We start from the raw sequence: 12,670 nt of genomic DNA on the forward strand, positions 1-12,670 counted from the left end.
AGAAGGGCGTCCAGGCTGGTAGTCACACACGAGCCAACGGGCGCCCTTCGCCATGGTCGCGGCCAGCACAAACATCGGACTCATTCATCTAGGGGAGGGGCCGTAAATGCGTTGGCCTTCGGTCGGTGGCCGCGCCTAGAATCTCCGCTCTTGCCCGCCTCCCGGACGGAGGCCCGTCGCCCGGTCGGAAACCGGTCGGCTTCCGAGGTCGCGAGACCGAACGCGAGATCAGACGCGAGATCGAACCACCGCGTACCGCAGAACCCTCCGGAGGCATCCCCCTTGTCCACGCCCCTGCCCGCCGACGATCCCCTCTCCCGTGAGCGGTCCCACCTCGCCGCCTCCCGTGCCGCCCTGCGCGCCATGCGCGAGGACGTCGAGGCGCTCGACATCAGCGATGTCACCGCGAACTGGGTCAACGCCCAGATCCTGGAGCGGCAGATCGAGGAGCGCATCAAGGCGCTCGCCGACCTCAGTGACACCCCGCTGTTCTTCGGCCGTCTCGACTACCTGCACGCCCCCGGCGCCGATCAGGCGGAGGGCGCGGAGGGGGAGCGCTTCTACATCGGGCGCCGCCATGTGCACGACGGCGACGGCGACCCGATGGTGATCGACTGGCGTGCGCCGGTGTCCCAGCCGTTCTACCGGGCCTCGAAGAAGGACCCGATGGACGTCGCGCTGCGCCGCCGCTTCGGCTACACCGGCGGCGACCTCACGGCGTACGAGGACGAGCATCTGTCGGACCCGGCGGAGGCGGCCCGCACCAGCAGGCTGCTCCAGCAGGAGATCGAGCGGCCGCGCGTCGGTCCGATGCGGGACATCGTGGCGACGATCCAGCCCGAGCAGGACGAGATCGTCCGCAGCGGGCTCGGCGGCACCGTGTGCGTGCAGGGTGGCCCCGGGACCGGGAAGACGGCGGTCGGTCTGCACCGGGTGGCGTATCTGCTGTACGCCCACCGGGAGCGGCTGGCCCGCACCGGCACGCTGGTCATCGGGCCGAACCGGTCCTTCCTGCACTACATCGAGCAGGTGCTGCCCGCGCTCGGCGAGCTGGCCGTGCGCCAGGCGACGGTGGACGACCTGGTCGCGCACGTGGAGGTGCGCGGCGAGGACGAGGCGGCGGCCGCGGTGGTCAAGGGCGACGCGCGGATGGCGGAGGTGCTGCGCCGGGCCCTGTACGCGCACGTGACCCTGCCGACCGAGCCGGTGGTCGTGGTGCGCGGATCCCGGCGGTGGCGGGTGCCGGCGTATGAACTCGAAGAGATCGTACGGGAGTTGCTCGGCCGGGACATGCGCTACGGCGCCGCCCGCGAGGCCCTGCCGCAGCGGATCGCGCACGCGGTGCTGGTGCAGATGGAACGGTCGGGCGAGGCGCCCGACGACCGCGTGCAGGACGCGGTCGCCCGCAACAGCGCGGTGAAGGCGGCGGTGAAGGCGGTGTGGCCGCCGGTCGACCCGGCGAAGCTGGTGCTGCGGCTGCTGACGGAGCCGGAGTTCCTCGCCGAGCACGCGGAGGGTGTGCTGAGCGAGGAGGAGCAGAAGACGATCCTGTGGGCGAAGGCCGTGCGCTCGGTGAAGTCGGCGCGGTGGTCGGCGGCGGACGCGGTGCTGATCGACGAGGCGGCCGACCTGGTCGAGCGCACGCCGTCGCTGGGGCATGTGGTGCTGGACGAGGCGCAGGATCTGTCGCCGATGCAGTACCGGGCGGTGGGGCGCCGCTGTACGACCGGGTCGGCGACGGTGCTCGGTGACCTGGCGCAGGGTACGACGCCGTGGGCCACGCGGAGTTGGGCGGAGGCGCTGGCGCACCTCGGCAAACAGGACGCGGTGGTGGAGGAGTTGACGGCCGGTTTCCGTGTCCCTACGGACGTCATCACGTACGCCTCCCGGCTGCTGCCGCACATCGCGCCGGGGCTGACGCCGGTGGCGTCGGTGCGGGAGAACCCCGGTTTCTTCGATCTGCGGGAGGTCTCCGGGGACGCGGAAGTGATCGCGGGCTGCGAGGAGTTGCTGGGCCGGGAGGGGTCCGTCGGGCTGATCGCGGCGGACGCGAGGATCCCGGAGCTGGCGCGGGCGTTGACGGCGGCGGGGCTGGCGTATCTGGAACCGGGTGAGGAGACGACGGCGGAGACCCGGCTGACGCTGGTTCCTGCGTCGCTGGCGAAGGGGCTGGAGTACGACTACGTGGTCCTGGACGAGCCGCGGGCCGTGGTGGACGGGGAGCCCGATGAGCGGACGGGGTTGCGGCGGCTGTATGTGGCGCTGACTCGGGCGGTGTCGGGGTTGATCGTGACGCATGGGGCGCCGTTGCCGGTGCAGTTGGGTTGAGGGGTGGCTTTGTCGTCTGCGGGGTGCGGGTTGTGGGTGGCTGGTCGCGCCCACGCGGCGGAGCCGCATATCGATACAGCCCCGCGCCCCTTTCAGGCCGGCACGCCTCACCCCCCGTCCAGTACCCCCCGCCACTCCTCCACCGCCGTCACCGATACCGGGCCCTGCCAGCCGCCCGGCCTCGCCGCGCCGCCGATGTGGAACGCGTCGATTCCCGCGGCGAGCAGCTTCGGCACGTGGGGCAGCGTCAGGCCGCCGCCCACCAGGATCTGCTGTTCGTAGCCCTGCTCCCCCCTCCGCGCCGCCTCGGCCAGCAGGGTCGGCAGGCCCTCGTCGACGCCCGTCGCCGCACCCGCGGTGAGGTAGGTGTCCAGCCCCGGCAGTCCGTCCAGCTGTTTGCGCAGCGCGTTCCGGTCCGCGGCGTGGTCGATCGCCCGGTGGAAGGTCCAGCGGCAGCCGTCCAGCTCCCCGGCCAGCCGCTCCACCGTGCCCAGGTCGACCCCGCCCTCGGCGTCCAGGAACCCGAGCACGAACTGGTCCGCCCCCGCGCCGCGCAGTTCCCGGGCCACACGTACGAGCCGTTCCACGTCGCCCGCGGCGAACCCGTCGGCGAGCCGCAGCATCACCCGCAGGTCGATGTCGACGGCCGCGCGGATCCGCGCGAAGGTCGCCACGGACGGGGTCAGGCCGTCGGCGGCCATGTCGGTGACCAGCTCCAGCCGGTCCGCGCCTCCCGCCTGTGCGGCGAGCGCGTCCTCGACGTCGAGGGCGATCACCTCCAGGACTGCACGCGTGCTCATAGGACCCCTTCCATGGCCGACAGGTCTAGTCCAATGCCAGAGTAACGCCCCGCCCCACGGCACCGGCGAGGACCGGCCCCAGGCAACCCGCGAAGACCGGCCCCCCGGCGCCACAATGGCCCCATGGCCGACACCCCCGCCGCCGATGCCGGCGCCGACGCCGATCCGCAGGCTGCCCTTCGTGCTCGTTTCGTCCGCGCCCTCGACGCCGCCCGCTCCCCCGTCACCGACCCCGACGCCGTCCCGTACGCCGACGACCTGATCCGGCGGTGGCGGGAGCCGCAGCGGCGCTACCACACGCTCGCCCACCTCACCGCCGTCCTCGACCACGTCGACCTGCTGCGGGAGTACGCCGACGACCCCGACGTCGTACGGCTCGCGGCCTGGTTCCACGACGCCGTCTATCTGCCCGACCGGTCCGAGAACGAGGAGCGCTCCGCCCGTCTCGCCGAGCGTGCCCTGACCGAGGCCGGCCTCCCCGCCGCGAAGACCGCCGAGGTGGCCCGCCTCGTCCGTCTCACCGTCGGCCACGACCCCGCCGACGACGACCGCGACGGCCAGGTCCTGTGCGACGCCGACCTCGCGATCCTCGCCGCGCCGCCGTCGGCGTACGCCGACTACACCGCGCACGTCCGCGAGGAGTACCACTTCGTCCCGAACCCCGCCTTCCGCGAGGGCCGCGCCGAGATCCTGCGCCAACTCCTCGCCCTGCCCCGCCTGTTCACCACCCCGTACGGCCGCGAGCACTGGGAGGCGACCGCCCGCTACAACATCACCGCCGAGCTGGAAATGCTGTCGAACTGACCGTCCGCCCCGCTTACGCTGCCCCCATGCGGACATGGGGCGGAGATCAGGTGGAGGCGGCCGTCGCGAGCGGCGCCGGGCTGTTGCGGGAAGCGCTGGACCGGGACTGGGACGCGGTGAACGCGGGGCGGCTGGAGTGGAGTTGCCGCGAGACGGCGGCCCACATCGCGGAGGCGCTCCTCATCTACGCGAGCCGTCTCGCGGGACGCGGCCGCACCCCGCACGTGCCGTTCGCGATCCGGCCCGACGCCGGCGCCGGCCGGCAGGGACTGATCGACGTCGTCGAGACGGCCGGCACCCTGCTCGCCGCCGCCGTCCGCACCACCCCGCGTCACATCCGCGCCTTCCACCCCTGCCCCCACGGCACCGCCAACCGCGAGGGCTTCGCCGCCCTGGCCGTGGGCGAGGTCCTGACGCACACGCACGACATCGCGCAGGGCCTCGGACTCCCCTACCGGCCCCCGGCCGAACTGGCCGAGTTCACCCTGACCCGGCTCCTCCCGCACATCCGCCCCGACGCCGACCCCTGGCCGACCCTGCTGTGGGCCACCGGCCGGGGCGAGCTGCCCGGCCGGCCCCCGGTCACCGCCTGGCAGTGGCACCACGCCCCCGTGCTGCCCGCCCCCCGCGTCACCCTGGAGGCCCTCACCCCGGCGGCCGCCACCGATCTGCGCGACGGCGGCGACGGCGGCTACGACTGGCTGGGCGGCACGCCGCTCCAGGGCTCCCGGGACGCGGCCGGCCTGGTGGTGAAGGCGTACGAAACGGGCGTCTACCGACCGGAGTTCGGGGTCTTCGTCGTCGTACGACGTGAGGACGACCGCGCGATCGGCAGCATGGGCTTCCACGGCACCCCCGACGAGGAGGGCCGCGCCGAGGTCGGCTACGACCTGGTCGAACCCGCACGCGGCCACGGCTACGCCACCGAGGCCCTGGGCGCGCTCACCGAGTGGGCCCTGTCCCGCCCCACGGTCCGCACCCTGTGCGCGGTGATCGACCACGACAACTTCCCGTCCCAGGCCGTGGTGACCCGGACGGGCTTCCTCCCCGTCCCGCTGGAGGAGGACCCCACGGCCCACCACCGGCAGACGGAGGAACAGTCCCGGCTGCGGTTGTACGTCCTTCGGAAGTGAATCGGCGGGATCGCTCCTCATCGGTGTCCGCGGCGCCCTAGGGTTTTCCCAGCGTTGTCAGGGGGAGGGGACACCACCATGGGCGAGAGCGCGGAACTCGGCGAGCCGAGCCTGCCGTTCTGGGTCACCGTCGTCGAGGACGAGGACGGCACCGGGGCCGACTCGATGAGCATCTTCGGCCGGCCGAGCGGCGAGCCGGTCCTGCGCTCGGTCCCGCTCGGCCCGCTGCGCAAGAACCTCACGGCGACGATCGACGCGCTCCAGCAGCTGTTCGCCGACGCGGCCGCCCGCGACAGCACCCTCTCCCTCGCCGAGGCGCAGCTGAACTTCCAGGTGACGGCGAGCGGCGGCGTACAGCTCATCGGCAGCGGCCAGATGCAGGGCAGCCGTGGCCTGACGCTGGTCTTCAAGCGGTCCTGAACCCGGCGCAGGGGTGGCCCGTTACAAGGCCCTGCTCATCGGGGCCGCGAAGTACGACGTGCCGGGCATCAGCCCGCTCCCGTTCATCCCCGACGACCTGGACCGGATGGCCACGGAGCTCACGACCCGCGGCTTCCACGACGTCCGCAGGGTCGAAGGCCGCTCGGTCACCCGCAATGTGATCAACGGCGAGGTGGCGGGGTTCCTGGCCGCGGCGGCCGCCGATGACCGGCTGCTGATCGTGCTCAGCGGCCACGGGGTGCACTCCCGGGGCAAGGACTACCTGGTGCCCGAGGACATCCACCCGGCGCTGACCCCGTTCACCAGCGGGTGCGTCGAGATCGACTGGCGCGACGAGCTGGAGAACAGCTCCGCGGCCCAGGTGGTCTTCCTCATCGACGCCTGCCGCGAGGGCGTGAGCGACCGGATGGCCGCCGAACGCTGGACCAAGCGCAAGATCGCCGCCGCGCTGCGGCGCAAGGTCGCCTACGTCTACGCCTGCTCGCAGGCCGAGGTGGCGCGCTATGTGCAGAAGACGGAGTCCGTCCGGGACGGGCACGACGTCGGCACCCGGCCCGGGGAGAGCTTCAGCATCTTCTCCCGCACGGTCAGCGACCTGCTCGCGGGCCCGGTGAGCACGCTGCACGAGTTCGCGAAGGCCGCCCAGAGGCGCGTAGCGGCACTGCACCGGGCGTACGGCAAGGACGGCCTGCCGCAGAACGTGATCGTGCTCAGCGAGGCGGACGAGGCGGCCTTCGTGCTCTTTCCGCCCACCGAGACGACCGCGCATCTGCGCGGCGACGAACGGGTCTGGGCCGAGAAGGCCGAGACCCATCCGGCCTGGCAGCACACCGCCCCGGCGCACGAGGACGTCGTGAAAAGGCTCAGGAGCGTGTGCGCGCTGCTCGCCGGTCACTACGCCCGCGCCTGCGCCGACGCCGAACCGGTGATCGCGGACGACCCCTGGTACGACCGCGCGCTGGCCGAACGGGTCACGGAACGCCTCGGCTTCCTGGTCTCCCGCACGGCCGACGGCACGGTGCTGTCCCCCACCGAGGCCGCCCTGCTCAGCGTGCTGCCCTTCGCGTCGCAGGCCCACTGGGTGCGGCAGGCGGCACACCGACCGCTGCCCCTGCCCGAACTCGACGAGTTCCTGCGGACGTTCCCGCGGCTCGGCCGCCGGCTGCGCATCCTGGAGCGGCGCCCGCCACAGGCGCTCCAGGACATCCGCTGGTGGGGTTTCCACCGCTGGCTCGTCCAGCAGCCGGACGCCTTCACCCCCGACTTCCTCGGCGACGGCCCGACGCTCCCGGACGGCACGCCCGACTGGATCGGCGAGGAGCTGTCGCCCACCGGGCTGCTGCCCTACCTCAAGGAACACCGCGTCGCCCCGTCCGCCGTACCCGGCACCGCCCGCACCACCGCACTGCGCGACGTACGCGACGTGGCTCCGGGCACCCACCATGAGCACCGGGTGCGCGAACGGCTCGTCTCCACCCTGCTGAAGGCCGCGCACGCCCTCGCCATCGACCCGGCGGATCTGCCCGAGGTCCTCGTCGAACACCTGGGCATCTCCGACAGCGTCTCCCTGGAGGACCTGCGGGCCACACTGCGCACGTCCTCGCAATGGCTGCCGGCGGGCGCCGGCCGCTCGCTCAGCGCCCTGTGCGGCCACCCGGCGATCGAGCTCGCCCTCAAGCGGCACGCCACATCGGTGGACGTGCTCCTGAGGGACGTCAACCGGGTGGCCGCGAAGGAGAACAGCATCCTGGCGCCCCTCGTCACGCTGCCCGCCTACGCCGACGCGCAGCAGGTGCGTCCCAGCGGCGCGGCCCCGAAGGAGCTCGCCAGCGGCATCAGATTCCGGCTCGCCGACGACCGGGTCCAGGAACTCCTCATGGGCGAACAGCTCTACGGCGACCGGGCCCTGGCCATCCGCGAGCTGTACCAGAACGCCCTCGACGCGCTCCGCTACCGGACGGCCCGCACGACCTATCTGCGCCGCACCGGCGCACAGGTGCGCCCCTGGGTGGGCCATGTCACCTTCACCGAGGGCACCGACGGTCAGACCGGCCGCCCGTACCTCCAGTGCTCCGACAACGGCATCGGCATGGGCGTGACCGAGCTGAGCCGCTCCTTCTCCCAGGGCGGCGCCCGCTTCGTGGACCTGCCGGAGTTCCGTGAGGAGGGGGCGCTGTGGGCCTCGCTGGACCCGCCGGTGGAGCTGGTCCCGGTGAGCCGGTTCGGTCTGGGCGTCCTCAGCTACTTCATGATCGCCGACGAACTCACCGTGTGGACCTGCCGGTTGGACCGGCAGGGGCGTCCCGGACCCCTGCTGAAGGTGACGATCGCCGGGCCCGGCAACCTGTTCCGGGTCGAGGACCTGGGCCCGGGCAGGGAATCGGGAACGACGGTCCGCCTCTACGGAATGCCGGGCACGAAGGTGCCGTCGTCCGGGGAGGAACTGGAGAAGCACCTGTGGGTGTCGCCGTACGAGGTGTCCGCGCCGGTGTCCGCGCCGAGAAGACGGGGAACGCGGCGGTGGCAGCCGGGCCGGCTGACGCTCAGGGAGCCGGACAGCGGCAGAGGCGTCCCGCACGCGAGGCGGCTCGGCGAGCCGACGTCGTGGCCGGCGACGCAGTCCATGCCCTACGTCTGGTCCTGGGAGATCGAGTACGCCAAGCGGGAGCGCCTGCACCGGTCCGGCCACGACCGTCCCTCGACCGTGACGGCCCACCGGCGCGGCGGCATGTGGTGGACGGACGGCCCCGGCGCGGTCCTGGTGGACGGCATCGGCAACGACACCGCCCTGTTCGGCCGGGTGGTGGACCTCCACGGCGGCGACGAGGCGTCCCTGTCCGTCGATCGCAAGACGCTCGTCCACCACGACCGGCGGCTCGTTCACGACCGGTGCAGGGAGGCCGTCGACGACCTGTTCGCCACCCCCGGGATCCTGGGCCCGGCCTGGCTCGACGCCCTGACCGCCGACGACCCGGAGCTGGCCGAGGAGATCGCGGACCGCGCCACGGAGAAGGGAGGCGTCTGGCAGAGCTACGACTGGGAGTTCGACGTCGGCAGAACGGGATTCTTCCCCCTGGACCTTCTGCTCCTGCCCGCCGTGACCGGCGTCTTCCCCTGGGCCGAGGGCGACCATGACGCCGCCGCGGCCCTGCTGGTGCTCGGCATGCCGGAAGCCGTTCTCGGCTGGCGGCTGCGCGCCCTGCACCCCGAACTGCCGGCGGACTCGCTCCCTCCGGCGCTCCCCTCGGATCTGGCCCTGCTCGCCCGGCCCAGCACCGGGTCCTGGCGAAGAGCCCTCCAGGGCGCCAAGGAGACGTACGTGCGCGGGCACCGCCGGAACGAGCCGCCGTCGCAGCACCTGAGCGCCGTCCAGCTGATGGAGAGCGTCCCGCGATGGCACGTGGGGGAATCGTCGGTGTCCGCCGCGCAGATCCTGGACATCGCCCTGCGCAGGGGGCTCGCCCCCGATCACGTCGCCACCCGGTTGCGCGCCATCGGCTACGCCGTCCCCGACCTGGGCTCCCTGATCGCGGCGACGGTCGAGGACCTCCCGCTGCTGGTGCTCGGCGGATTCGTGGCCGCGGGCGAACGACACCCCACCTCGGCCTACGAGTTCCTCCTCCCCGACACCGTGGTGCCGCTCGCCCATCTCGCCGCACTGGACCGGCCGATCGAAGCGGCCAAGCGGCTCAGGGAACTCGGGTTCTCCGTGCCCACCTGGCCGTGCGACCAGCTCGCCGACCGGGACGGGTACACGCGCGCCAACCGCGCGATCGTGCGGGCGCTGCTGTGTCACCCGCACGCCCTGCCGAACACGGCCACGCAGGCCCGCTGGGTCACCCGAGGCCAGCTCCTGTTCACCGCCGCGCTCACCCAGCTGGGCCTGCGGACCGTCTCGGAGGCGCTGACCGAACTCGGTTTCACACTGCCGACCGTGGGCTTCCTGGCGGACTTCACGAGCAGCCACGAACTCACCGCCCGACTGAGCGTGGGGTGGCCCCTCACCGTGAAGGAGAACATGGTCACGGTCGCGGACTTCCAGACGTTCCGGGCCGGTACCGCCACCCAGAACGTGGTCGACTTCGGCTGCCAGCAAAGGCCTTACACCGAGGTCCGCACCATCGCCCGGCTCCGGAACACGGTGAACCGCGCCACGGACCTGGACAGCCGGCTCGGTCTCTCGTCCCCGCGTCAGGTGCGGGCCGCCGCCCTGCTCAACAACTCCGAGGTGCCCGGCGCCGAGCGCCGACGCAAGGGCATGGAGGCCCCCGCGGAGGACGCCGCCCACGACCAACTGCTCATCCGCGTCATCCAGTCCCCCGCTTCCCTCCACGCGGTCCCCATCGGGAACCACCGGGCCGCACTCGCGGAGATCGCCCACGCCGCCCTCGTCCTGCGCCGCCCCTTCCGCGAGGTCGCCCGAACGGCGACCCGCCTCGGCCTGCGGCACGCGGCGGAGTACTGGTGGCTGCACACCTGAGCGACGCGCGGCGGTGCGCTCAGGCGGAGCCCGCCGGCGCCGGACGTCCCTTCGGCCGCCGCAACCCTGCCCGGGTGAGCCTGCGGACCAGTTCCTTCGAGCCGACCTCGACCGCGCCGGCCGCGACCACGTCGTCGTACCGGTGCGAGGGGATGTCGTAGTGGTCCCGCTCGAAGGCCCGCCTCGGGACGCCCAACCCGTGGGCGAACGCGTGGAGTTCGTCGAAGGAGAGGTCGCTGACGAGGTGGGACCACAGGCGGCCGTGGCCGGGCCAGATCGGGGGATCGATGTACAGGGTCATGAGGAGGCCGCCCCGCCGCCGATGGCCCCGCCGCCCGTGGCCTCGCCGAGCCGGCCGACCGCCGCCACCCGGACGCCCGCCTTGCCGCACACCCAGTGCGGGTCGGGGCCCAGTTCCGGTTCGACGTCGAGGGCGTGCGGGTCGCCGGAGCCGCACACCGGGCACAGCGGCCAGCGGCCGTACCGCTCCAGCAGCGCGTCCTGGACGTCCTGGGCGACCAGCCCCGCCACGTACTCCGCGCCCTCCGGCCACTGCTCCACCCACCAGCGGCGCTGTACGACGGACTCCTCGACGAGGGAGACGACGTCCGCCTCGGCCACCTGGCCCGCGACGAGATCGGCGAGCACGAGCGCGCGTGCGGCATGCAGCGCCTGTTCCAGCGGGCTTACGGGGTCCATGGTCCCATTGTGCGCACTCTTGACCCGCTCCCCGAAACGAAAATATCTTTCAAAGGTGACCCAGAATGTGAAGGAAACTTTCGCCCCGTCGCGGGTCGCGGCCCCGTCCGTCGGCCCACCGCCCGCCGCCCTCACCGCCAAGGTCCGTACGCTCGCGCCCTCCATGACCCGCTCCATGCAGCGCGTCGCCGAGGCGGTCGCGAGCGATCCCGCCGGCTGCGCGGCCCTCACCGTCACGGGCCTCGCCGAGCTGACCGGGACCAGCGAGGCGACCGTGGTGCGCACCGCGCGGCTGCTCGGGTATCCGGGGTACCGCGATCTACGGCTCGCCCTCGCGGGGCTCGCGGCCCAGCAGCAGTCGGGGCGGGCGCCCGCCATCACCACCGACATCGCCGTCGACGACCCGCTCGCCGACGTCGTCGCCAAGCTCGCCTACGACGAGCAGCAGACGCTGGCCGATACGGCGGCGGGGCTGGACACCGTGCAGTTGGGGGCCGCCGTCGCGGCGGTCGCCGGGGCGCGGCGCACCGATGTGTACGGCATCGGGGCTTCCGGGCTCGTCGCGCAGGACCTCACACAGAAGCTGTTGCGCATAGGGCTGATAGCCCACGCCCACAGCGATCCGCATCTCGCCGTGACGAACGCGGTGCAACTCCGTTCCGGGGATGTGGCGATCGCCATCACGCACTCGGGGTCCACGGGGGATGTGATCGAGCCGCTGCGGGTCGCTTTCGAGCGGGGCGCGACGACCGTCGCCATCACCGGGCGGCCGGACAGCGCGGTGACGCAGTACGCCGACCATGTGCTGACCACGTCCACGGCGCGGGAGAGCGAACTGCGGCCCGCGGCGATGTCCTCACGGACCAGTCAGCTGCTGGTGGTGGACTGTCTCTTCGTCGGGGTGGCGCAGCGGACCTATGAGTCGGCGGCACCCGCGTTGGCCGCGTCGTACGAGGCGTTGGCGCATCGGCACCGGTAGACCGTAGGGGTTGTCGCCCCCTGATCGAGAAGTACCGAAAGAGCCGCTTCCCCATGACCTCTGCCACCCCCCACCCCCACCACGACCTTCTCTCCCAGCTCTCCTCCCTGCCCACCGAGGCCTTCCGTCCCGACCTCGCCGACATCGACCGGCTGCCCACCCTCGACATCGCGCGCCTCATGAACGGCGAGGACGCCGGTGTGGCCTCCGCCGTCGCCGCGCAGCTGCCGCGGATCGCCGCCGCGATCGACGCGATCAGCGCACGCATGGCCCGCGGCGGGCGGTTGGTCTATGCCGGGGCCGGGACCGCCGGGCGGCTCGGGGTGCTCGACGCCTCCGAGTGCCCGCCCACCTTCAACACCGCCCCGGGTCAGGTCGTCGGGCTCATCGCCGGCGGTCCCGACGCCATGGTCACGTCCGTCGAAGGCGCCGAGGACTCACGGGAGTTCGCCGTCAAGGACCTCGACTCGCTCGCTCTCACCCCGGCCGACACCGTCGTCGGCGTCTCCGCCTCCGGCCGCACCCCGTACGCCGTCGGTGCCGTCGAGCACGCCCGTGCCCTCGGCGCGCTGACCGTCGGGCTCGCCTGCAACCCGGGCAGCGCGCTCGGCGCGGCCGCCGAGTACGGCATCGAGGTCGTCGTCGGGCCCGAGCTGATCACCGGGTCCACCCGGCTGAAGGCCGGCACCGCGCAGAAACTCGTGCTCAACATGCTGTCGACGATCACGATGATCCGGCTGGGCAAGACCTACGGGAACCTGATGGTCGACGTCCGCGCCTCCAACGACAAGCTGCGCGCCCGCTCCCGCCGTATCGTCGCCCTCGCGACCGGCGCCGACGACGCCGAGATCGAGGCCGCACTCACCGCCACCGACGGGGAGGTGAAGAACGCCATCCTCGCCCTGCTCGCCGACGTGGACGGGCCCGCCGCCGCCCGCCTTCTGGAGGAGTCCGGCGGCCATCTGCGTGCCGCGCTGGCCGCCGCCCGCCGCTGAGCCGCACGCTC

The 12,670-nt window shown here is 72.8% G+C and carries 10 protein-coding genes; 7 read left to right on the forward strand and 3 right to left on the reverse strand.

What is annotated here, in order from left to right; translation table 11 throughout:
• Positions 1-282 precede the first annotated feature (282 nt).
• Positions 283-2,328, forward strand: a complete 2,046-nt coding sequence (locus tag ACZ5NW_RS33870; protein ID WP_468747847.1) for a HelD family protein — start codon at positions 283-285, stop codon at positions 2,326-2,328.
• 107 nt (positions 2,329-2,435) lie between these two features.
• Here ACZ5NW_RS33870 and ACZ5NW_RS33875 read toward each other — a convergent pair whose 3' ends face one another.
• Complete coding sequence (locus tag ACZ5NW_RS33875; protein WP_468747848.1) at positions 2,436-3,128, reverse strand: copper homeostasis protein CutC; 693 nt, start codon at positions 3,126-3,128, stop codon at positions 2,436-2,438.
• 123 nt (positions 3,129-3,251) lie between these two features.
• On the opposite strand from ACZ5NW_RS33875, the gene ACZ5NW_RS33880 reads away from it, so the two are divergent.
• From ACZ5NW_RS33880 to ACZ5NW_RS33895, 4 genes are all read left to right on the forward strand, one after another.
• The gene (locus tag ACZ5NW_RS33880; RefSeq protein WP_468747849.1) at positions 3,252-3,932 is read left to right on the forward strand and encodes an HD domain-containing protein; all 681 of its coding nucleotides are present in this window, start codon (positions 3,252-3,254) and stop codon (positions 3,930-3,932) included.
• A gap of 26 nt (positions 3,933-3,958) precedes the next feature.
• On the forward strand, positions 3,959-5,065 hold the full coding sequence (locus tag ACZ5NW_RS33885; protein WP_468747850.1) for a GNAT family N-acetyltransferase: 1,107 nt from the start codon (positions 3,959-3,961) through the stop codon (positions 5,063-5,065).
• 78 nt (positions 5,066-5,143) lie between these two features.
• Positions 5,144-5,485 carry a Pepco domain-containing protein gene (locus tag ACZ5NW_RS33890; RefSeq protein WP_468747851.1) on the forward strand — a complete coding sequence of 114 codons (342 nt, stop codon included), beginning with the start codon at positions 5,144-5,146 and terminating at the stop codon, positions 5,483-5,485.
• Between the two features lie 13 nt (positions 5,486-5,498).
• Positions 5,499-9,986, forward strand: coding sequence for an HD domain-containing protein (locus ACZ5NW_RS33895; RefSeq protein ID WP_468747852.1), 4,488 nt, complete (start codon positions 5,499-5,501; stop codon positions 9,984-9,986).
• A gap of 19 nt (positions 9,987-10,005) precedes the next feature.
• Here ACZ5NW_RS33895 and ACZ5NW_RS33900 read toward each other — a convergent pair whose 3' ends face one another.
• Positions 10,006-10,287, reverse strand: coding sequence for a DUF4031 domain-containing protein (locus ACZ5NW_RS33900; RefSeq protein ID WP_468747853.1), 282 nt, complete (start codon positions 10,285-10,287; stop codon positions 10,006-10,008).
• Positions 10,284-10,685, reverse strand: a complete 402-nt coding sequence (locus ACZ5NW_RS33905) for a hypothetical protein (RefSeq protein WP_468747854.1) — start codon at positions 10,683-10,685, stop codon at positions 10,284-10,286. The genes ACZ5NW_RS33900 and ACZ5NW_RS33905 overlap by 4 nt, the downstream gene beginning before the upstream one ends.
• Positions 10,686-10,740: 55 nt before the next feature.
• On the opposite strand from ACZ5NW_RS33905, the gene ACZ5NW_RS33910 reads away from it, so the two are divergent.
• Both ACZ5NW_RS33910 and murQ read left to right on the forward strand, forming a co-directional pair.
• Positions 10,741-11,664, forward strand: coding sequence for a MurR/RpiR family transcriptional regulator (locus tag ACZ5NW_RS33910; RefSeq protein WP_468747855.1), 924 nt, complete (start codon positions 10,741-10,743; stop codon positions 11,662-11,664).
• A gap of 53 nt (positions 11,665-11,717) precedes the next feature.
• Positions 11,718-12,659, forward strand: a complete 942-nt coding sequence (gene murQ, locus ACZ5NW_RS33915) for an N-acetylmuramic acid 6-phosphate etherase (protein ID WP_468747856.1) — start codon at positions 11,718-11,720, stop codon at positions 12,657-12,659.
• Positions 12,660-12,670: the final 11 nt, after the last annotated feature.

The sequence above is a fragment of the Streptomyces sp. NPDC032126 genome (genome assembly GCF_055580085.1).